This window comes from Paraburkholderia sp. EG286B (assembly GCF_040965655.1).
In the GTDB taxonomy this organism is placed as follows: Bacteria; Pseudomonadota; Gammaproteobacteria; order Burkholderiales; family Burkholderiaceae; genus Paraburkholderia.
In genome coordinates this window covers 573,316-595,039 of record NZ_JBFRCF010000001.1, presented here as the reverse complement: position 1 = coordinate 595,039, position 21,724 = coordinate 573,316, and the positions used below count along the sequence as shown (strand labels likewise).

At 67.7% G+C, this 21,724-nt stretch carries 17 protein-coding genes; 12 read left to right on the top strand and 5 right to left on the bottom strand.

Translation table 11 applies throughout. From position 1 onward, the window contains the following. The first annotated feature begins 32 nt into the window (after positions 1-32). From trpB to AB4Y42_RS02745, 10 genes are all read left to right on the top strand, one after another. Positions 33-1,226, top strand: coding sequence for a tryptophan synthase subunit beta (trpB, locus tag AB4Y42_RS02790; RefSeq protein ID WP_368693323.1), 1,194 nt, complete (start codon positions 33-35; stop codon positions 1,224-1,226). Between the two features lie 21 nt (positions 1,227-1,247). Next, positions 1,248-2,147 (top strand): site-specific DNA-methyltransferase, encoded by a 900-nt coding sequence (locus AB4Y42_RS02785; protein WP_368689288.1) that lies wholly within the window; start codon positions 1,248-1,250, stop codon positions 2,145-2,147. A 53-nt stretch (positions 2,148-2,200) separates the two neighbouring features. Next, positions 2,201-3,010, top strand: a complete 810-nt coding sequence (trpA, locus tag AB4Y42_RS02780; protein WP_368693322.1) for a tryptophan synthase subunit alpha — start codon at positions 2,201-2,203, stop codon at positions 3,008-3,010. A 169-nt stretch (positions 3,011-3,179) separates the two neighbouring features. Next, positions 3,180-4,052 (top strand): acetyl-CoA carboxylase, carboxyltransferase subunit beta, encoded by an 873-nt coding sequence (gene accD / locus AB4Y42_RS02775; protein ID WP_342918547.1) that lies wholly within the window; start codon positions 3,180-3,182, stop codon positions 4,050-4,052. A gap of 190 nt (positions 4,053-4,242) precedes the next feature. Continuing rightward, the gene (gene folC / locus AB4Y42_RS02770) at positions 4,243-5,553 is read left to right on the top strand and encodes a bifunctional tetrahydrofolate synthase/dihydrofolate synthase (RefSeq protein ID WP_368689290.1); all 1,311 of its coding nucleotides are present in this window, start codon (positions 4,243-4,245) and stop codon (positions 5,551-5,553) included. A gap of 62 nt (positions 5,554-5,615) precedes the next feature. Further along, positions 5,616-6,539, top strand: coding sequence for an SPOR domain-containing protein (locus AB4Y42_RS02765; protein WP_368689291.1), 924 nt, complete (start codon positions 5,616-5,618; stop codon positions 6,537-6,539). A gap of 7 nt (positions 6,540-6,546) precedes the next feature. Further along, on the top strand, positions 6,547-7,041 hold the full coding sequence (locus tag AB4Y42_RS02760; RefSeq protein WP_368693321.1) for a CvpA family protein: 495 nt from the start codon (positions 6,547-6,549) through the stop codon (positions 7,039-7,041). Between the two features lie 125 nt (positions 7,042-7,166). Next, the gene (gene purF, locus AB4Y42_RS02755; protein WP_254319015.1) at positions 7,167-8,711 is read left to right on the top strand and encodes an amidophosphoribosyltransferase; all 1,545 of its coding nucleotides are present in this window, start codon (positions 7,167-7,169) and stop codon (positions 8,709-8,711) included. A 140-nt stretch (positions 8,712-8,851) separates the two neighbouring features. After that, the gene (locus tag AB4Y42_RS02750) at positions 8,852-10,048 is read left to right on the top strand and encodes an O-succinylhomoserine sulfhydrylase (RefSeq protein ID WP_368693320.1); all 1,197 of its coding nucleotides are present in this window, start codon (positions 8,852-8,854) and stop codon (positions 10,046-10,048) included. Between the two features lie 80 nt (positions 10,049-10,128). Next, a complete protein-coding gene (locus AB4Y42_RS02745) occupies positions 10,129-11,004 on the top strand; it encodes an MOSC domain-containing protein (RefSeq protein ID WP_368689293.1) in 876 nt (291 codons plus the stop codon). A gap of 15 nt (positions 11,005-11,019) precedes the next feature. Here the strand turns inward: AB4Y42_RS02745 and AB4Y42_RS02740 are convergent, their stop codons facing one another. Then, the gene (locus AB4Y42_RS02740; RefSeq protein ID WP_368689294.1) at positions 11,020-11,823 is read right to left on the bottom strand and encodes a helix-turn-helix domain-containing protein; all 804 of its coding nucleotides are present in this window, start codon (positions 11,821-11,823) and stop codon (positions 11,020-11,022) included. 54 nt (positions 11,824-11,877) lie between these two features. Further along, on the bottom strand, positions 11,878-12,219 hold the full coding sequence (locus AB4Y42_RS02735; protein WP_028202932.1) for an FKBP-type peptidyl-prolyl cis-trans isomerase: 342 nt from the start codon (positions 12,217-12,219) through the stop codon (positions 11,878-11,880). A 154-nt stretch (positions 12,220-12,373) separates the two neighbouring features. Here AB4Y42_RS02735 and AB4Y42_RS02730 point away from each other — a divergent pair, with 154 nt between their 5' ends. Both AB4Y42_RS02730 and AB4Y42_RS02725 read left to right on the top strand, forming a co-directional pair. Next, positions 12,374-13,135, top strand: coding sequence for a sensor histidine kinase (locus AB4Y42_RS02730; protein ID WP_368689295.1), 762 nt, complete (start codon positions 12,374-12,376; stop codon positions 13,133-13,135). 125 nt (positions 13,136-13,260) lie between these two features. After that, positions 13,261-14,667 (top strand): hemolysin family protein, encoded by a 1,407-nt coding sequence (locus tag AB4Y42_RS02725; protein WP_368689296.1) that lies wholly within the window; start codon positions 13,261-13,263, stop codon positions 14,665-14,667. An 18-nt stretch (positions 14,668-14,685) separates the two neighbouring features. Here AB4Y42_RS02725 and treY read toward each other — a convergent pair whose 3' ends face one another. The 3 genes from treY to treZ are packed head-to-tail and all read right to left on the bottom strand — an operon-like array spanning position 14,686 to position 21,706. After that, complete coding sequence (gene treY / locus AB4Y42_RS02720; RefSeq protein WP_368693319.1) at positions 14,686-17,568, bottom strand: malto-oligosyltrehalose synthase; 2,883 nt, start codon at positions 17,566-17,568, stop codon at positions 14,686-14,688. Continuing rightward, entirely contained in the window at positions 17,565-19,808 is a 2,244-nt protein-coding gene (gene malQ, locus AB4Y42_RS02715) for a 4-alpha-glucanotransferase (protein ID WP_368693318.1), read from the bottom strand. The genes treY and malQ overlap by 4 nt, the downstream gene beginning before the upstream one ends. Next, complete coding sequence (gene treZ, locus AB4Y42_RS02710; RefSeq protein WP_368689299.1) at positions 19,805-21,706, bottom strand: malto-oligosyltrehalose trehalohydrolase; 1,902 nt, start codon at positions 21,704-21,706, stop codon at positions 19,805-19,807. Before treZ ends, malQ begins: the two co-directional genes overlap by 4 nt. Between the last annotated feature and the right edge of the window lie 18 nt (positions 21,707-21,724).

Below are 21,724 nucleotides of genomic sequence, written 5' to 3'. Positions count from 1 at the left end.
GGTCCTTCCAAGCCCGGCCGAGCGAGTGACCTATGTACAATTTGCCAGATGAACGCGGCCATTTCGGCCCTTATGGCGGCGTATTCGCTGCCGAAACCCTCATGCAGGCGATCGACGAGCTGCGCGACGCCTACGCGAAATACAAAGACGATCCCGGCTTCCGCGCTGAATATGAGCGCGAGTTGAAGCATTTTGTCGGCCGGCCGTCGCCGATTTATCACGCACAGCGGTGGAGCGAGCTGCTGGGCGGCGCGCAGATCTATCTCAAGCGTGAAGACCTGAATCACACCGGCGCACACAAGGTGAACAACGTGATCGGCCAGGCGCTGCTCGCCAAGCGCATGGGCAAGCCGCGCGTGATCGCCGAAACCGGTGCGGGCCAGCACGGCGTGGCGACGGCAACGATCGCGGCGCGTTTCGGCATGGAGTGCGTGGTCTACATGGGCGCCGAGGACGTGCGCCGCCAGGCTGCCAACGTCTACCGCATGAAGCTGCTGGGCGCGACCGTGGTGCCGGTCGAGTCGGGCTCGCGCACGCTCAAGGACGCGCTCAACGAAGCCATGCGCGACTGGGTCACCAACGTCGAAAACACCTTCTACATCATCGGCACCGTGGCGGGCCCGCACCCGTACCCGATGATGGTGCGCGACTTCCAGCGCGTGATCGGCGACGAATGCCGCGTGCAGATGCCTGAAATGACGGGCCGCCAGCCCGACTCCGTGATCGCCTGCGTGGGCGGCGGATCGAACGCGATGGGGATCTTTTACCCGTATATCGACGACACTTCGGTGCAGTTGATCGGCGTCGAGCCTGCCGGCGACGGCATGGACACGGGCCGTCACGCCGCGTCGCTCGCGGCGGGCACCGTGGGCGTGCTGCACGGCAACCGCACGTACCTGCTGCAGGACGAGAACGGTCAGATCATCGAGACGCATTCGGTTTCGGCGGGCCTCGACTATCCGGGCGTCGGTCCCGAGCACGCGTGGCTCAAGGACAGCGGCCGTGCGCAGTACGTCACGATCGACGACGAGGAAGCGCTCAAGGGCTTCCACGACTGCTGCCGCATTGAAGGCATCATTCCCGCGCTCGAATCGAGCCACGCGCTCGCGTACGCGGCGAAGCTCGCACCGACGTTGCCGAAGGAGAAAATCCTGCTGGTGAACCTGTCGGGCCGCGGCGACAAGGACATGCACACGGTCGCTGAGCGATCGGGCATCCAGTTCTGAGCGCCCGGAGCGATACAAGCGATGCGTGACGAGTTCGACGAGCCGCAGATGCCGGCGCCCGTGGGTGAGGTGAACGCCGAAGCGGCTGCTTTGGAGGCCGCGGAGGCGGTCGCCAACGCCGCCGAGTTACCCGCACTCGCCACGGTGCCGGAAACCATCCGGCTCCTGAACCGCGATTTTCTGACCGATGCAGCCAACCTGCCCGATGCCTCGATCGACCTGATCGTCGCCGACCCGCCCTACGGGCTCGGCAAGGACTACGGCAACGACTCCGACATGCGCTCGGGCGAGGACTTCCTCGCCTGGACGTATGAATGGCTCGACCTGGCGATTCCGAAGCTCAAGCCCACGGGCTCGCTCTACGTGTTCTGCACGTGGCAGTACGCGCCTGAGATCTTCGTCTATCTCAAGTCGAAACTCACGATGATCAACGAGATCGTCTGGGATCGTCGCGTACCCAGCATGGGTGGCACGACGCGCCGCTTTACCTCGGTGCACGACAACATCGGTTTCTTCGCGGTCTCGAAGAATTACTACTTCGACCTCGATCCTGTCCGCATCCCTTACGATGCCGCCACGAAGAAGGCGCGTTCGCGGAAAATATTCGAAGGTAGCAGGTGGCTGGAGCTCGGCTACAACCCCAAGGACGTCTGGTCCGTCTCGCGGCTGCATCGCCAGCACGCGGAGCGCGTGGATCATCCCACCCAGAAGCCCCTGGAAATCGTCGAGCGCATGGTGCTCGCGAGCTGCCCGCCGGGCGGCCGCGTGCTGGACCCGTTCATGGGCAGCGGCACCACGGCAGTGGCTTGCGCACGTCAGCAACGCGAATTCGTCGGCTATGAAATTAACGAAAGTTACTGCGCGATCGCGCGCGAACGCGTCAGCGCGGCCGCCGCAAGCGCCGTTGCGGCCGGCGCCTGATGCGCCGCCGCCGGACCCACGCGCAGTAAGCCCTGAAAATTGAGGACCCTGAAATGTCCCGTATCAAGACCACGTTCGAGGCGCTCGCCGCCCGAGGCCGCAAAGGCCTGATCCCGTTCATGACGGCCGGCGACCCCGATCCCGCGCGCACTGTCGAGTTCATGCACGCGCTGGCCGCCGGCGGCGCCGATGTCATCGAGCTGGGCGTGCCGTTTTCCGACCCGATGGCCGACGGCCCCGTGATCCAGCAGTCGTCCGAACGCGCGCTCGAGAAGGGCGTGACGCTCAAGAGCGTGCTCGCCGACGTGAAGCGCTTTCGCGAAACCGACGACAAGACGCCCGTCGTGCTGATGGGCTACGCGAACCCCATCGAGCGCATGGGCGCCGATGGGTTCGCGCAGGCCGCGAAGGACGCGGGCGTGGACGGCGTGCTCGTGGTGGACTATCCGCCCGAGGAGTCGGTCGAGTTCGCGGCGAAGATGAAGGCCGCCGACATCGATCCGATCTTCCTGCTCGCGCCGACGTCGACCGATGAGCGCATCGCCGAAGTGGGGCGCGCCGCGAGCGGCTATGTTTACTACGTCTCGCTCAAGGGCGTGACGGGCGCCGCGAATCTGGACGTTTCGAGCATCGCGGGTAAAATCCCGGCGATCAAGAAGCATGTCTCGCTGCCCGTGGGTGTGGGCTTCGGCATTCGCGACGCGCAAACGGCCGCTGCCGTCGCGCAGGTTTCGGACGCCGTCGTGATCGGCAGCCGCATCGTTCAGCTGCTCGAACAGGCCGCGCCGGAGACGGCCGCCGACACGCTCACGCAGTTCATCACGGGCATTCGCGCGGCGCTGGACGAAGTCTCCGTCGCGTAGCGCCGCAGGCTGGCGTAGTTGGCTAGAGTCGAGACTGCTGTAAAATCCACTTTTCGCCATGCGCGGTCGGGGTCGAACCCGGTCTGGCTAGACCCGGTCGGTTTTACCGATCGGACGATGAAACGATCCGCCGCGCCCGCGCATCACGAAGGTCAAGGAAGGAACATCAATGAGCTGGCTCGATAAACTGCTGCCGCCCAAGATCAAGCAAACCGATCCGAAAAGCCGCAAGAGCATTCCGGAAGGGTTGTGGATCAAGTGCCCGTCGTGCGAAGCGGTTCTGTACCGCAACGACGTCGAGGCGAATCTCCACGTCTGCCCGAAGTGCGATCACCACATGCGCATCAATGCGCGCGAGCGTCTTGACGGCCTGCTCGATCCGGAAGGCCGCTACGAGATCGGCCAGGAGATCGTGCCGGTCGACGCGCTCAAGTTCAAGGACAGCCGCAAGTACCCGGACCGCCTGAAAGAGGCGATGGACGAAACCGGCGAAACCGACGCGATGGTGGTGATGGGCGGTGCGATCCGCACGCTGCCCGTGGTGGTGGCCTGCTTCGAGTTCTCGTTCATGGGCGGCTCGATGGGCTCGGTGGTGGGCGAGCGCTTCGCGCGCGGCGCGCAGAACGCGCTCGAGCAGCAAGTGCCGTTCATCTGCTTCACGGCATCGGGCGGCGCGCGCATGCAGGAAAGCCTGCTGTCGCTCATGCAGATGGCCAAGACCACGGCCATGCTGACCAAGCTGGCCGAGGCCAAACTGCCGTTCATCTCCGTGCTGACCGACCCGACGATGGGTGGCGTTTCGGCGAGCTTCGCGTTCCTTGGCGACGTGGTGATCGCCGAGCCGAAGGCGCTGATCGGCTTTGCCGGCCCGCGCGTGATCGAGCAGACCGTGCGCGAAAAGCTGCCGGAAGGCTTCCAGCGCGCCGAATTCCTGCTGCAGAAGGGCGCGATCGACATGATCGTGGACCGCCGCAAGCTGCGCGACGAAATCGCGCAAATGCTGGCGCTGCTGCAGCGTCAGCCCGCCGACGCGGTGGCTTGATCCTTGTTTTGAGCGATCTGCGGCGCTGCGTGCGCTGCAAGCCGCAACGCTATACCCGACGCGCCGCGAGCGAAAGCAAGCGGCGCGTTGTCATTTCCGCGATAATGCCGTTCTTTCGAAGCGGATCATTCGTGTGAACCCGCCGCCGTTGGCGGCGTCTCACGCGCAGCACCTGGCAATTTCTATCCTGATGAGTACCTTTCCCACCCTCGACGCGTGGCTCACGCACCTCGAAACTGCGCATCCGGTCGGCATCGACATGGGGCTGGACCGCATCCGTCAGGTGAAGGACGCGCTGGACCTCAAGTTCGACTGCCCGATCATCACGGTGGGCGGCACGAACGGGAAGGGCTCGACCTGCGCGATTCTCGAAACGATCCTGCTCAAGGCGGGCTATCACGTGGGCTGCCACACCTCGCCGCATCTGCTCGAGTTCAACGAGCGCGCGCGCGTGGATGGCCAGCAGGCCGGCGACGCCGAGCTGCTGCCGCACTTCGAGGCCGTGGAAGCCGCGCGCAATTCGCTCGCCAAGCCCGTTACGCTCACGTACTTCGAGTTCACGACGCTCGCGATCATGCATCTGTTCGCCTCGCGCGGGCTCGACGCCGTGATCTTCGAGGTGGGTCTGGGCGGGCGTCTCGACGCCGTCAACGTGCTCGACACCGACTGCGCGATCATCACGAGCATCGACCTCGATCACACCGAATACCTCGGCGACACGCGCGAGAAGATCGCGTACGAGAAGGCCGGCATCTTCCGTGCGGGCAAGCCCGCGATCTGCGCCGACCCGATGGCGCCGCAGTCGCTCATCGACCATGCTGAGGCGATCGGCGCCGAACTGTGGCTCTTCGGCCGCGATTTCCGCTACGAAGGGCAGCCCGGCAACGAACGCCAGCAGTGGAGCTACGTGGGCCCGACGATGCGGCGCTCGGCGCTCGCCTATCCGGCGCTGCGCGGCGCCAACCAGCTGATCAACACCTCGGCGGCGCTCGCGGGCCTCGAGTCGCTGCGCGACCGCCTGCCGGTATCCGCGCAGGACATCCGCCTCGGCCTCGCCAACGTCGAACTGCCGGGGCGCTTCCAGGTGCTGCCGGGCAAGCCTTCGATCATTCTCGACGTCGGCCACAACCCGCACGCGGCGGCCGTGCTCGCGCAAAACCTCGGCAGCATGGGCTATTTCCCATACACCTACGCGGTGTTCGGCGCGATGCGCGACAAGGACATCGCGGGCGTGATCGAGCACCTGAAGGGCGAGATCGACTACTGGTGCGTGACCGATCTGCCGCTGCCGCGCGCGGCCACGGCCGGGCAGCTCGAAGAAGTGCTGCGCGAAGCGGGCGTGACGGACGGCGCCGATAGCAGCGTCACGCGCTACGAAAATCCCGCGGCCGCCTTCCAAGATGCGCTAAAACGTGCAACCGAAAATGATAGAATTCTTGTTTTCGGAAGTTTCCTGACGGTTGCCGGGGTCATGGCCTGGCGAAAGTCGCAGCAACACTGACCGCCCGGCACCCGCACGCCGCCCACGTAAGACAGGCCAGGTAGGCCAACAGCAAGCCATACATGGGAATTTTCTCGTTCGGCAAGAAAGATGAAGCTGACGCGCCCCGCCGGCGCGGCACCGAGTCCGGCTCCAGCCGGCGCAGCAATCAGAGCGCGCGCGTGGAGCGGCGCAGCCGCCGGCCGGACCGGTCGGGCGACGCCGAGGCGATGCTGCTCGACCCCACACTCCCTGAAAAGCAACGCGCGCGCCGCCGTCTCGTCGGCGCGATCGCGCTGGTGCTCGCGGCCATCGTGATCCTGCCGATGGTGCTCGATTCGCACCCGAAGCCCGTCACCGACGATATCGCCATCGACATTCCGAGCCGGCCGGCCGACAAGGCCGCCGCGCGCCAGCGCGACGCCGAAGACACGCAAGCCGGCGTCGCTCCCGACAATCCCGCAGCCGCCGAAGCGACGCCTGGCGCGTCGGGTCTCGCGGCCGCTTCGGGCGCCGCGGCCGCGCAGAGCGCCCAAAGCACGGACAACACGCCGGCAACGGCTGCCAAAAAGCCCGCCCAGGCGGCAGCCGCTCCCGCCCAGTCGACGCAAACCGCCCAGACGCCAAAGCCCGCTGCCAAACCGGCCGCGCCGGCCAGCACGGCCGTTGCCGCGAGCAGCAAGCCGACGACCGCCGCAAACGACACGGCTGACAGCAGCGACAGCAACGGCGCGAAAACCGAATCCGGCAAGCCGGCGGCGCCTCCGGGCGCGCGTTTCGCGGTGCAGCTCGGCGCGTTCTCGAACGGCACGACGGCGAACAATTGGGTAACGAAGTTGAAAGCGGCGGGTGTACCCGCATATACCGAACAGCGTAAGGAAGCAGACGGCACGATGCGCACGCTGCTGCGCGCGGGCCCGTTCCCGGACCGCGCCTCGGCCACGGCGGCGATTGCCAAGGTGCGCGGCGCCGGCCTGATGGCGGGCTCGAACGCCAACGCGGAATAAGCCGTCGATGTTCACCGCATTCGACTACGCTGTAATGGCGGTGATGGTCCTGTCGGCGCTGCGCGGCGCATGGCGGGGCTTGATCGGCGAGATTTTTGGATTGATCGGCTGGATCGCGGCGTTGCTCGTGGCCTGCCGCTACGTGGACCACGTGGTGCCCTGGATTCCGGCGAACTGGCCGGGCGGGGCGCTCACCCAGTGGCTGATCGCCTTCGCGCTGATCGTCATTGCCGTGGTGCTCGTGGCCGGCGTGGGCAACGCACTGATCGGCCGTCTGGTGCAGGTGAGCGGATTGTCCGGTGTGGACCGTTCGCTCGGGATGATGTTCGGCCTCGTGCGAGGCGTCGTGCTGGTGCTGATCCTCGTCGTCCTCGGCGGGCTGACTGAGCTGCCCCAGCAGGACTTCTGGCGCCACGCGCTGCTGCGGCCCTATGCCGTGCAGGGCGTGCTCGAACTGAAACCGTTGTTGCCCGAGGCGCTCGCGGCCTACGTTCACGTCTGATCAGAAACTGATCGGACGCGATGCGAGGCGCAGCTTTCCGGCAACACTGCCCATTTGCGGCGCTCGACCGGTGTGGATGAAGCTGGGCGACCCGCGACCGATTTCGCTTTTTTGAAGGACCTGCCATGTGCGGCATCGTAGGCGTAGTTTCCCGCTCTCCCGTCAACCAGCTCCTCTATGACGCGCTGCTGCTGCTGCAGCACCGCGGTCAGGACGCGGCCGGCATTGCCACCGCGAACGGCAGCACGTTCCACATGCACAAGGCCAACGGCATGGTGCGCGACGTGTTCCGCACGCGCAACATGCGCAGCCTCCCCGGCACCAGCGGCATCGGCCAGGTGCGCTACCCGACGGCCGGCTCGGCGTCGAGCGAAGAAGAAGCCCAGCCGTTCTACGTGAACGCGCCGTTCGGCATCGTCCTCGCCCACAACGGCAATCTCACGAACTGGCAACAGCTCAAGGAAGAGATGTTCCGCGTGGATCGCCGCCACATCAACACGCATTCCGACACCGAAGTGCTGCTCAACGTGCTCGCGCACGAAGTGCAGCTCGCGACCTCGGGCCTCGAGCTCGACCCGGCCGCGCTCTTCAAGGCGGTTGCGGGCGTGCACCGCCGCCTGCGTGGCTCGTACGCGATCGTCTCGCTGATCTCCGGCTACGGCCTGCTCGCGTTCCGCGACCCGTTCGGCATTCGCCCGCTGTGCATCGGCAAGATGGAAACGCCGGAAGGCACCGAGTGGATGCTCGCATCGGAATCGGTGGCGCTCGAAGGCATCGGTTTCGAGTTCGTGCGCGACGTTCGCCCGGGCGAAGCGGTGTTCATCGACTTCGACGGCAACTTCCACTCGCAGCAATGCGCCACGGCGCCGACGCTCAACCCCTGCATCTTCGAACTCGTGTATCTTGCGCGTCCGGACTCGGTGCTCGACGGCGTGCCGGTGTACAACGCGCGTCTGCGCATGGGCGACTATCTCGCCGAGAAGATCAAGCGCGAGCTGCCCGACGTGAAGATCGACGTGGTCATGCCGATTCCCGATTCGTCGCGCCCCGCGGCCATGCAGGTCGCGAACAAGCTCGGCGTGGAGTATCGCGAAGGCTTCTTCAAGAACCGCTACGTGGGCCGCACCTTCATCATGCCGGGCCAGGCCATGCGCAAGAAGTCGGTGCGCCAGAAGCTCAACGCCATGGGCATCGAGTTCAAGGGCAAGAACGTGCTGATCATCGACGACTCGATCGTGCGCGGCACCACCTCGCAGGAAATCGTGCAGATGGCGCGCGACGCCGGCGCGACCAAGGTGATCTTCGCCTCGGCGGCGCCGCCCGTGAAGTACCCGAACGTCTACGGCATCGACATGCCCACGCGCGGCGAGCTCGTCGCGCATGGCCGCACCGACGACGAAGTGGCGCGCATCATCGGCGCGGACTACCTCGTGTATCAGGACGTGGACTCGCTCAAGCAGGCAGTGCGCGACATCAATCCGGAGTTGAAGGAGTTCGAGGCTTCGTGCTTCGACGGCGACTACATCACCGGCGACATCACGAGCACGTACCTCGACAACATCGAGACGGCGCGCCTCGCGCCCCAGGCGCAGTCGGACCGCGACGCCGCCAGCGACGCGATGGACGGCGGCTCCCGCTCGCAGTTGCACCTGCAGCTCTCGGTGGAGTGATCCCTTCGGCAAACGCGAGCGTGAGGCTCGCGTTTCCGCCGAATCCGCAAGCCCGCTTTCTGCCCACGCAAAAGCGGGCTTTTTTGCGCCTGCACGTGCAGGATTGAAGCCTGATTGTTCGGCACACGGAGAACACGAACATGGACGACACCTTCAACTTCGACACGCTGGCCGTTCGCTCCGGCACGCTGCGCAGCGAGTTCAACGAACATTCGGAAGCGCTCTACCTCACGTCGAGCTTCTGTTTCGGCAGCGCCGCCGAAGCCGCCGAGCGCTTCAAGAACGCCGAAACCGCCTATACGTACGCGCGTTTCTCGAATCCGACCGTCACCATGTTCCAGGAGCGCCTCGCCACGCTCGAAGGCGGCGAGGCGTGCATGGCGACGGCTTCGGGCATGGCCGCGATCATGTCGGTGGTGATGGCCGCGCTGCAGGCGGGCGACCACATCGTCAGCTCGCAGAGCATTTTCGGCTCGACGCTCGCCATGTTCTCGCAGATCTTCAGCAAGTTCGGCATCGCGACCACCTTCGTCGATCCGACCGATCTCGCCGCGTGGCGGAACGCCGTGCGCCCCGAAACGAAGATGTTTTTCCTCGAAACGCCGTCGAACCCCTTAACCGAAGTTGCCGACATCGAAGCCGTGGGCAAGATCGCCCGGGCGGCGGGCGCGCTCTTCGTGGTCGACAACTGCTTTTGCAGCCCGGCGCTTCAGCAGCCGCTCAAGTTCGGCGCGGACGTGGTGATGCATTCGGCCACCAAGTTCCTCGATGGCCAGGGCCGCGTGCTGGGCGGTGCGCTCGTGGGCTCGAAGGCGTTCATTATGGAGAAGGTGTTTCCGTTCGTGCGCACCGCGGGCCCGACGCTTTCCGCGTTCAACGCATGGGTGCTCCTCAAGGGCATGGAAACGCTGTCGCTGCGCGTGGAGAAGCAGTCGGCCAACGCGCTCGACATCGCGCGCTGGCTGGAGACGCATCCGGCCATCGAGCGCGTTTTCTATCCGGGCCTCGAGTCGCATCCGCAGCATGCGCTCGCCATGCGGCAGCAGAAGCTGGGCGGCGCGATCGTCTCGTTCGAAGTGAAGGGCGACACGCCGGAGCAGCAGCGCGCGAATGCCTGGCGCGTGATCGACGGCACGAAGATCTGTTCGATCACCGGCAATCTCGGCGATACGCGCACGACCATCACGCACCCGGCCACGACGACGCACGGCCGTATCACGCCTGAAGCGCGTGCGGCGGCCGGCATCACCGAAGGGCTGATCCGCCTCGCCGTCGGCCTCGAAAACGCGCAGGACGTGCGCAACGATCTCGCGCGCGGACTCGATGCGGCGCAGTAAACGGTTTTAAGCAGCGGTTGTATCATCGTGGGTCGGGCGCTGCCCGGCCCATTTCCTTTTTCTTTTCCCGTGAGCTCGCCATGCCCATCGTTCGTGCGTTGTTCGTCTATCCCGTGAAGTCGTGCGGCGCGATCGCGCTCGACGATGCACAGCTCGGCCTCAAGGGCATCGAGTGGGACCGCCACTGGATGGTCGCCGACGAGAACGGCCGGCTCGTCACGCAGCGCCAGTACGCCGCCATGGCGCGCATCGTGCCCACGTTCGTCGAAGACGGCGTGCGCCTCACCATGGAAGGCATGAGCGCAGCGCTCCATCTGCCGTTCGCGCCGCGCGGCGGCGAAGCGCGCGTGCCGGCCTCGGTCTGGGACGACGATTTCGAGGCGCTCGACGAAGGCGATCACGCGGCGCAGTGGTTCACGCAGGCGATAGGCGCGCCGGTGCGCCTGCTACGCTTCGCGCACGACGTGACGCGTCTCGCGAGCAAGAAGTGGACGAACGGCGAAGACGCGCCCACGCAATTCGCCGACGGCTTTCCGATTCTCGTGACGAGCGAGGCGTCGCTCGCGGAACTCAACGCGCGCCTCGCGGCGAAGGGCGCGCCGCCCGTGCCGATGGCGCGCTTTCGTCCGAACATCGTCGTCGGCGGCATTGACGACGCATTCGAGGAAGACTTCATCGACACGCTCGCCATCGAATCGGCAACGGGCGGCGAGGAGATCGTGCTGCGTTTCGTGAAGCCCTGCGCGCGCTGCCCGATCACGACGATCGATCAGCTATCGGGCGAGCGCGACGCGCAATGGCCCACCGAACCGCTCGACACGCTGGCCGTATTTCGCGCCGATCCGCGCGTGGACGGCGGCCTCACGTTCGGCCAGAACGCGATGGTCGTGACGGGCGCGGGCAAGCACGTGACGGTGGGCGCACGCGCCGCATGGGAATACCGCTTCGACGAATGAGGCGCGGCTGCGCGCTCAGTGTGACGGCAGCGCGCGCCACTGGCCGGGCGCGAGCCCGAAGCGGCGCGTGAACGCGTGTGTGAACGCGCTCTGGTCGCCGAAGCCCACTTCGAGCGCGATGTCGGTGAGCGAGGCGCGCGGGTCGGCGAGCAGCGTGAGCGCCGTGTCGAGCCGTAGCCGCTGCAGGTAGCGATGCGGCGTCTCGCCGAACGCCTCGATAAAAAGCTGATGAAAGCGCCGCATGCCGAAGCCGCAGTGCGCGGCGAGATCGGCAATGCGCAGCGGCTGCGCGAGATGAGCGCGCAGCCAACGGTCGATGCGTGCGAAGTCCAGCCCGGCAGCCGCGCTGAACTGGGCGCTGGCTGCCACGCCGGTTTGTGCGATGAAGGCCGCGCACAGGCGCGCCGAGGCGTCCCAGTGAAAGCGGCGCGCGCGCAGGTCGGCGCCGTCGCGCGGCGGCGCGGCCGCGGCGGCGCGCTGCGCGATCTGGCTCACGAGCTGCGTGAGCGCGGGGTCGAGGCGCACGGCGCGCGCGGTGTCGAACAACCGTTCGGGCACCGCGAGCGTGGCCGCGGGCAGGTCGAGCACGAGCTGGCGGTTATCGCCAATACCCATGTAGTCGTGCCGCGCGCCCGCCGGAATGAGCCACGCGGAACCACTGTCGATGCGCTCGCCCCGGCCGTTCACGGTCATCTCCATCTCGCCGTCGAGCCCGAGCACGATCTGGTGAAAATCGTGCAGATCGGTTGCCTCGATCGCGCCGTAGCGGCGCAGTTCGACGCCGGGCGCGGTGACGGGAGTGTGGTGATGCGGATTCATGATGACCGGTTGCGATTGCAATTAAGGCGAGCGCCGTGACGCGTCAAGCGGGCGTCAGACGTCGAGCAGCTCGACTTCGAACACGAGCGTCGCGTTCGGCGGAATCACGCCGCCTGCGCCGCGCACGCCGTAGCCCAGTTGCGGCGGAATCGTCAGCTTGCGCACGCCGCCTACCTTCATGCCCTGCACGCCTTCGTCCCAGCCCTTGATGACCATGCCGCCGCCCAGCACGAAGGCGAACGGGTCGTTGCGGTCCTTGCTCGAATCGAACTTCTGGCCGTCCGTCAGCCAGCCGGTGTAGTGCACGCTGACGGTCTGGCCGGCCTTGGCTTCGGCGCCGGTGCCTTCGGTCAGGTCCTCGTACTTGAGGCCGGATTCGGTGGTCACGATAGACATGAAAAACTCCTGATTCGGATAGGTTGGACCCGTTATTGTAGGCGCTTTGCCGGGCCGGGCGGGCAGCGCCTTGTCGGGCACGCCGGTTGCTCGCTAGCCGCTGCCTATAATGGGGGACCGCTCGCCCGGCTTGTGGCGAAATACGAGGAATCAGATGTCGACTTCGCAAAACCGTACCGAGCGCACGGCGCGTTTGTGCGCCGAGGCAGCGCTGTTCATGCGCGACCATGTGCTCTCGCGCGTCTCGCATGATCTGCGCAGTCCGCTCAATGCAATCCATAGCTGGGCTTACGTGCTCGAACGCAAGATCGACAACGCCGACGCCTCCGCGCAACGTGCGCTGGGCGGCATTCGCACGGGCGTGGAGCAGCAGGTTCGGCTGCTCGAAACGCTCGTCGATACCACGCGCGCCGAGACGCGCAAGCTGCGCATCGAGCGCGCGCCGTTCGCCGTCGCGGCACTGATCGGCGAGGCCGTGGACGACGCCCGCGCCGCACTCGGCGATGCGCGCGGCGTGACGTTCGCCGTGCACGACTCGACAGGCGCGGCGACGCTCGACGGCGACCGCGAACGCATTGCGCAGGCGCTGTGGCTGATGCTGGTGTTCGCGGCGGAAACGAGTGCTCAGGGAGCCAGCGTGACGCTCGCGGCGAGCGCGAGCGCCACTGCCGCCCAACTGGAAGTGCAATGGCGCGCCACGCGTGCAGCGCTCACCGACGGCGCGCTGGCGCACGTGCTGGAACCGTTCGCGCGTGCCCAGGCGAGCGAGCAGCAGGAAGCGGGGCGCTACGCATGGGTGCTGGCGCTGTGCCACCGCGTGGCCGAGGCGCACGGCGGACGCTTCGAGGCGCCGGCGCTCGTGGGCGAGGACGAGGAGATGGTGCTGGTGCTGAATGTGCCGCTGAGCGGCGCGTGAGCGGGGTCGAGCCGGATTGCACGTGAACGGCTGCCGCGTGAGCGGCGGGCCGGATTGAGCCCGCCACACCTTTCATCCACCTTGCACCCTTATACTGAGCGCTTCGTCCCTCGGAGCCATGTGTCTTGATCCAGCTTCTCGCCCTCATCGGGGCGTTCCTGCTCGTTGCCCTCAACGGTTTCTTCGTCGCGGCCGAATTCGGCCTCGTCAAGCTGCGCGCCACGCGCGTGCAGGCCCTCGCGCACCAGCACGGCCTGCGCGGCCGCCTGCTCGCCAAGGTTCACGGCCAGCTCGATGCCTATCTTTCCGCGTGCCAGCTCGGCATCACGCTCGCTTCGCTCGGCCTCGGCTGGATCGGCGAGCCCGCTTTCGCGCAGTTGCTCGCGCCGGTGTTCGAACTGCTCGGCGTGCAATCGGCGGAGCTCGTGCACGCCATCTCGCTGGTGTTCGCGTTCACGGTCATTTCGTTCCTGCACATCGTGGTGGGCGAGCTTGCGCCGAAGTCGCTCGCCATCCGCCAGGCCGAGAAGATTTCGCTGTGGACGGCCATGCCGCTCTACGGCTTTTACTGGACCATGTATCCCGCGATCTGGGTGCTCAACACGAGCGCGAACGCGGTGCTGCGTCTCGCGGGCCTGTCGTCGGAGCACGGCCACGACACGCACTATTCGACCGACGAACTCAAGCTGATCCTGCGCAGCCGCCGCGCCGCCGCCCAGGCCGAGGCGCATGACGCGACGCACGAGCCGCGCGGCGCAAAGAGTGCAAACGGCGCGGTGCCGCTGCTCCCCGCACCCGCCGCGAACGCCTATAGCGCCGACGAATGGAACACGCTCGCCCATTCGCTCGACTTCTCGCGCCTCACGATTTCCGACCTCATGCGGCCGACGCACGAGATGGTGGGCCTGCGTCGCGACCTGTCGCTGCGCGAGAACATGCAGATCGTGGCGCGCCATCGTTTCAGCCGCTACCCGCTGTTCGAGGACGCCGCGGGCGAACGCGTGGCGGGCCTCATTCACCTGAAGGACCTGCTGCTCGCCCGCGAGGCGGGCAACGCCCTCAGCGATCTCGGCAAGTTCGTGCGCCCCGTGCAGTACGTGCGGCCCGACACGCCCGCGCTGGCACTGTTCCGCCGCTTTCGCAAAGGCGCGCCGCATTTCGCGCTGGTGGGCCACAAGAACGCCCGCCCGGTCGGCTTTCTCACGCTCGACAATCTGCTCGGCGCGCTCGTGGGCCAGATTCACGACGAGTTTCACCAGGCCGACACCGACTGGACGCGCATGGACGACGGCACGCTGATGGGCCGCGGCAGCCTGCCGGTGGTGTCGCTGGAGCAGGCGCTCGGCATCGATATCGACGAAGGGCGCGCGGAGTCGGTGGGCGGTCTCGTGATTCATGCGCTCAACGATCTGCCCACCGAAGGGCAGCGCGTGGAGTTCGACCGCTTCGATATCGTCGTGAAGAAAATGAAGGGGCCGCGCATCGTGCTCGTGCGCGTGTATCCGAAAGATCTCGAGGACGAGGGCGGCTGAGCGCGCCTCGCGTGCCGCCTAGCTGCGTGCGAGCGTGCTGAGCACGGCCACGGGCATGGCGCCCAGGATGTCGCGCAGTGCGAGCGTGCCGCCTTCGCGCACCGTGTACGTGGCCTCGCTGAGCCAGTCGTGCAGCGTGCCTTGCGCGCATCCTTTGGGCAATTCTATGGCCGTATCTTCCCAGCGTTCGGGCGCGACGAGCGGCGTGTCGCCATCCAGCAAGCCCGCCGCGAGGCGGGTGCCGATCACGACGGCCCACGCGTTGCCGTGACGGCGCGCGAACGCGATCACATGCGAGGCCTGCGCGCCGCTAGCCGTGAGCGGCAGATAGTCGCCTTCGCGCAGCAGTTCGGGCGCGCGCGAGCGCAGCGCGAGCAGGCGGTGCACGGTGGCCAGCTTCACCTGTGCGTTGCGCCAGTCCTTCAGCTTCGCGGCGGGCGCCTGCTCATCGAGTGCGGCCGCGCGGGCGGCGTAATCGACGGGCCGCCGGTTATCCGGATCGACGAGACTGAAGTCCCATAGCTCGGTGCCCTGATAGAGGTCGGGCACGCCCGGCGAGGTCAGCCGCAGCACCGTCTGCAGCAGCGTATTGAGCGCCCCGGCGGGCGCCACGCGCGCGACGAATTCGGCCAGCGCCTGCAGGAAGCCGTCGCGCCGCTGCGGTGCGAGGATATCGAAGAGAAATGCCTGGCAGTCCGATTCGTAGGCCTCGTCGGGCGAGAGCCAGTTCGTGCGCAGCTTCGCTTCGCGCAACGCCTTGAGCAGCCACGTCGAGACGCGCTCCGCCAGCGCACGCACGCCCGCTTCGTCGCCCGGGTCCAGTTCGGGCGGCCAGCAGCCCACCAGCGTTTGATACAGCATCGCCTCGGCTGCCGGTCCCGGCGACCAGGACGTGCCGGCCGTCCCGTCGTTGCGGCGATGCGTCTGGTTCAGCGTCGACCAGGCGCGCAGCGTGGCGCTCCAGTCGAGCGCAATCTCGCTCAACACGGCGAGCCGCGCGCGTACGTCCTCGCCGCGCTTGTGGTCGTGCGTGGCCGTGGCGAGCAGCCCATAAGGACGCCGCTGGCGCAGCCGGTTGGTCGCATGAAAGTCGTGGGGCGTGCGCGCGAAATCGTCGGGGTCTGCGCCCACTTCGTTACGCGAGAGCAGGCGGCCGTAGCGATAGAGCGCCGTGTCCTCCGTGGCCTTCGCCGCGAGCGGCGCGGTGAGCTGCGAGAACAGCGCGAGCGCCGTGCGTTGCGCGATGAGCGCGTGGCTGAGCGGCGTATTCGCCGGGTTGGCGCCCGCGCCCGCGTTCGCGCCGGCTGGCGCGGCGCGTGGCGTCCTGGCGCCGCTGCCTCCACTGTTGCCGCTGCCGCTGCTGGCGTTGTTCGCGGCCGGTTCGGGCGTGCGCCCGCCTAGCCAGCCATCGACGAGGTCGAGCGCCGCGAGGCTTGCGCGCGGCAATGCGCGTCGCGCGGCGTCGAGCGCAACATCGAAATAACGGTTGTCGAGCGCGCTGCGCAAGCCGTTCGCCGGATAGATCCGGTAGATCGGAAAGTACATGGCCAGATGCGCGGCCACGCGATGCACCGACGCATAGGTGGTGTCGCGTGTGCCGGGGAGTTCGCGCGCGATGCGGTGCAGCGCGCGCGTCACGTGGTCGAGTTCCGCGGGGAGATAGGCGGCCAGCATCTCGCGGCGCGCGTCGAGCGCGTAGGCCGCGAACGGCCGGTCGTCGCTGGAGATGGCGGCCCACGCTTCGGCAAGCGGCGCCGCGCCCGCGGGATCGTGCAGCAAGGCGCCCACGTCGTTCATGAAGTCGTAGCCGGTCGTGCCTTGCACGGGCCAGTCGTCGCGCAGCGTTTCGCCTTGCGCGAGGATCTTCTCGACCACGATGAAGGGCGGCGTGGCGCGCAGCGCGGCGAGCCGCTGCCGCAGGCGCTCGCAGTACTCGCGCGGGTCCGCGAGCCCGTCGATATGGTCGATGCGCAGGCCGTCGATCACGCCGTCGGCGTAGAGGCGAAACACGAGCTTGTGCACGGCCTCGAACACGTCGTGACGTTCTACACGCACGCCGGCGAGCGCGGTGATGTCGAAGAAGCGCCGCCAGTTGATCTCGTCGGTGGCGGTGCGCCACCACGCGAGCCGGAAGTGCTGGCGCTCCAGCAGGCGGTGCAGCCGCTCGCGCGGCACCGGGTCGCCGCTTGCATAGGATTCCAGAACGAAGTCGATGGGGGCCGTGCCGACCCGCTCGACGAATGCGCGCAGCGCGTCGCGCCCGGCGCTGGCGCGCGCCTGGTCGTCGGGCTGGGTTGTGAGGCCCTGGAATGGCCCGGCGAGCGTGTTGAGATCGGCGCGGTTCGCGGACTGCAGGAGCGTCGCGTAATCGGTCGGGCAGATCGGGCACACGTGCGGCCCGTACTGCACGTAAAAGCGCGCGGCGGCGGGGTCGAACTTCAGCTCGATGCGGCCCGCAGCGAGTTCTTCGCCGTACTGTGCGCCGAGAAACGGCATCAGTACCTTGCCGCGCAGGGCGGGGTCGGGCGAGTGCCAGTCCACGTCGAAGTGGCGCGCATACGCGCTGTGACGGCCCCATTCGAGGATGTCCAGCCACCAGGCGTTGTGGCCGCCGCCCACGCCCATGTGATTCGGCACGAAGTCGGCGATGATGCCCATGCCGCGCTCGTGCACTTTCGCGGCGAAGCGGCGCAGCGCGCCTTCGCCGCCCAGCTCCGCGCTCACCGTGCCGTAGTCGACGGTGTCGTAGCCGTGCATCGAGCCGGGCTGCGCGGTCGTGACGGGAGACAGGTAGAGATGGCTCACGCCGAGCGCGGCGAAGTAGTCGAGCTGCGCGAGCGCGTCGACGAACGTGAAGCCGTGATGGAGCTGCAGGCGCAGCGTCGCGCGAGGGTGTGTCATGGCGTCGGCTTCTTTTCGGTCGCACCTGGCGCCGAGCTGGCGGTTGGGTTGGCGTCGCTCGCGCCTGCACCGGCGTTCGGGTCGGCCTGCGTGCGCGCGACGGCCTCGCGTGCGCGTACGACGGCTTCGACGCGCGCGGCGACGGCCGGATCGGCGAACAGCGTCTCGACGGGCAGCGGCAGGCGGCGGCGCCAGTTCGGATGCTCGTCGATCGAGCCGGGCAGATTCGGCTGGTCGGACAATGCGAGCAGGTCTTCGAGCGGGCAGGTGACGAGCGGGCTGCGCGTTGCCGCGACGTAGGCGAGCGCGGCATTCACGGGCGGCTCGTCGGTGGGCGGCGGTTCGGTGGCGCGCGGCGCGAGCCCGCTGTGCTGCAGCGCATGCCAGAGCGCGACGCGATCCGTCGCGCGCCGCGCACGGTCGAGCGCGACGGGGTCGCGCCCGTCGGCACGCGGGAGCGTCTGGCCGATGCGGTTGCGCCAGTCGATATCCGCGCCGCTCCACCAGCCCGCGACGGTCGGCAGATCGTGCGTGGTGGTCGTCGCGACGCCGTGCGGGTCCCAGCGCGCGGGCGCGAGAAAGCCCTTGCCGTCGTGCTCGAACCACAGCACGCGAATGCCATACAGCCCGTGCGCGGCGAGCCGCTCGCGCAGCCCTGGCGGCACGGTGCCGAGGTCTTCGCCGATCACGATCGCGCGATGCCGCCACGATTCGAGCGCGATGAGCCGCACGAGGTCGTCGAACGGATAGCGCAGATACGCGCCGTGGCGCGCGCTTTCGCCTTCGGGCACGAGCCAGAGCCTGCGCAACCCGAGGATATGGTCGATGCGCACGCCGCCCGCATGGGCGAAGGCCGCGCGCAGCATGTCGATGAACGCGCGAAAGCCGTTGGTATGCATCGCGCGCGGCGAGAACGTCGTGAGCCCCCAGCTTTGCCCGGCCTGGTTGAAGATGTCGGGCGGCGCGCCGACCGACACGCGTTGCAGCATGTCCTGCGGCAGCGACCACGCGTGCGAGCCGCCGCCGTCGCAGCCCACGGCGAGATCGGCGACGAGGCCGATCGCCATGCCGGCCTCGCGCGCGCGGCGCTGCGCGCCCGAGAGCCCAAGCGCCGCGAGCCATTGCAGGAAGCAGTGAAAGTCGACTTCGCGCCGGTGCTCCTGCGCGAATGTCGCCACGTCGGCGCTGCGCGGGTCGCGCAGCGGTTCGGGCCAGTCGCGCCAGTGACGCGCGCCGCCGGGGCCATGCAGCATGGCTTCCTGCAGTGCCTCGAAACGCGCGTGGTCTTCGAGCGCCTCGCCGCCCTGCGCGCAGAACGCGGCGAAGGCGGCGGCACGCGGCGAGCCGCTAGCGCGCTCGTCGGCGTCGAAGCGCTCGAACAGCGCGCGCAGCACCTTGAGCTTGAGCGGCAACGCACGCTGCCAGTCCACGAGCGGCGCGGCTTCGAGTTCGCGCCAGGCGTCGAGCGCATTCGCGGCCACGCTCGCGTCGTGCGCGCCCTTGGCGCCGAATTCCGCGGCGGGGTCGATATGCGCGACATTGACCCACAGGCGCGACGACGGCGAATAGGGGCTGAAGTGGCCCGGCTCGGCGCTGAACATCGCATGGGTCGGGCTCACCGCGAGCGCCTGCGCGCCGCGCCGCGCGCTTTCCGCGGCTAGCGTGGCGAGCGCGGTGTAGTCGCCGATGCCGCCGTCGCCGTTGCGTCGGAGTCCATACAATTGCGCGGCGAGCCCCCACAGCGGCGGCACCGCGCCGCTGTCGCCGTGACGTGCGCGCCAGGCGTCGGCGACGGTATGGCAGTGCGGCGGCGCGACCGCAATCGTCAGGCGATGATCGTTGACGGTGAGCGTGTGGTAGCCCGGCTCCGCGAGCGGCGCGAGCAGCGCGCTCTCGCCGCGCGGCGAGGTGAAGCGGCCCTCGATATGCTCGCCGCTTTCGAGGTCGATCCGATAGTGGCTGCCCGCGCGTACGGCCGAAGGCGGCAGCTCGATCGCGCTGTCGTATTCGGCGGTGATGAGCGGCGGTAGTCGCCGCGTCGACTGTTCAGCGTTGAGCGCGGAGGTGCTCTGGCGGATCTGCGTGGCGTTGGCGCAAGGCAGGCCCGCGCATTCCAGCAGGGCAGCGAGCGTGCTGTCGGGCACGCGCTGCACGGTGCCGTGCGCGTCGGTCCATTCGACCTCGAAGCCCGCGCGGGCGGCAAGGGTCGCGAGCGTTTCGCCGCGGCGCGCCGTGCTCATGCGTTGGGCTCCTCGCGATGCACGACGCGCGCGTCGTGTTCGCTCGAATACTCGGGCACGTCGCCGGTGAGCCATGCAATGCACGCGCTCTCCGGCAACACGCCGTTGTCGGCATGGTCGCGCGCCCGCGGTGGCGTTTCGAAGATCACCATACCCTCGGGCCGTGGCTCGAGCAGCACGCCGTCGCGGCCCAGGTTCAGCGCGATCGTGAGCGTTTCGCCATCGTCGAGGCACCAGCGCGCGACGAGCGCGGCGAGGCCGTTCGCGGCGTCGTCGGCGAGCACGGTCGCGCCGAGCGCGCGTGCGTGGTGCAGGCGCGGCATCAGCAAATGCGCCCGCACGCACAGCGCCGACTTGTAGAAGTGCATCCATTCGAGCCGTTCGCCGTCGAGCGGCGCATCGGCCAGCGGCGACGAATTCAGGAAGGTCTGCAGATCGTTCGGATCGGGAATGCGTGCGCGGCTCGCTTCGTCGTTGAACGCGCTGAATGCCTTGAATTCGCGGCGCCGGCCTTCACGCACTGCATCGGCGAGCTGGCCGGTGAAGGCGGTGAAGAACTGGAACGGCTGCGTCGAGCCGTATTCCTCTTCCATGAAGAGCAGTGGAATCTGCGGCGACAGCAGCAGCATTGCCGTGGCCGCGCGCAGGGCGTCGTCGTCGGCCAGCGTGCGCAGCCGGTCGCCGAGCGCGCGGTTGCCGATCTGGTCGTGGTTCTGCAGGAACATCACGAACGCGGTGGGCGGCAGGTGCGCGCTCGGTTCACCGCGCGGCTTGCCCGCATGCACCGGCGACGGGTCGCCCTGGTACACGAAGCCTTCGCCGAGCACGCGCGCGAGCTTGCCGATGGGCGAATCCTTGAAGGCACGATAGTAGCCTTCCGACTCGCCGGTCAGCAGCACGTGAAAGCAGTGATGCGCGTCGTCGTTCCATTGCGCGCTGAAGTGCGATTCGAGCAGATTGGCTTCGTTGTGCTCGTTTTCGAGCACGAGGTGCACATGCCGCCCGGGCTCGACACGCGCCTTGACGTGGTCGGCCAGCTCGCGCAGCCAGTCGGTGTTGCCGATCGCGTGCGCAGCGTCGATGCGCAGACCGTCGAAGCGATATTCCGTGAGCCAGTAGAGCGCGTTGTCGCAGTAGAAGTCGCGCACTTCGAAGCGGTCGAAGTCGAGCGCTTCGCCCCACGGCGTCTTCACGTCCTGGCGGAAAAACGGCTTGGCGTAGAGGCCGAGCCAGTTCCCGTCGGGGCCGAAGTGGTTGTACACGACGTCGATGAACATCTGCAGCCCCAGCCCGTGCGCGGCATCGACGAGCGCTTTCAGTTCGTCAGGACTGCCATAGGCTGCGTGTGGCGCGTAAGGCAGCACGACGTCGTAGCCCCAGCCGCGCTCGCCCGGATAGTCGTTGAGCGGCATGAGTTCGACGGCCGTCACGCCGAGCGCCGCCAGCGCGGGCAGACGTTTCATGACACCCTGATAGCCGCCCAGCGCGCCCACGTGCAGCTCGTAGAGCACGGTCTCTTCCCAGGGGCGTCCTTGCCAGTGCGCGTGCTGCCAGGCGTACGCGCGCGGGTCGAGCACTTCGCTCGGCCCGTGCACGCCCTGCGGCTGGAAGCGCGATGCGGGGTCGGGTACGCGTTGCTGGCCGTCGAGGCAGTAGCGGTACAGCGTGCCCGGACCGCACGGCGCCTGTGCTTCGAACCAGCCGTTGCCGGTCGGCGTCATGTCGAGCGGCGGCGCGTCTCTCACGTTCTCGAACACGATCTGCACCGTTTGGCACGACGGCGCCCAGAAGCGAAAGCGCGTATGCGGCTGCGCGTGCGCCGCGCCGATCAGCTGCGCGCCGAACGGCAGGCAATGCATGTATTGGCGGGTGTGCGGATCGTGCGAAAGCGGGGACATGGTGGATTCCTGGTTGCG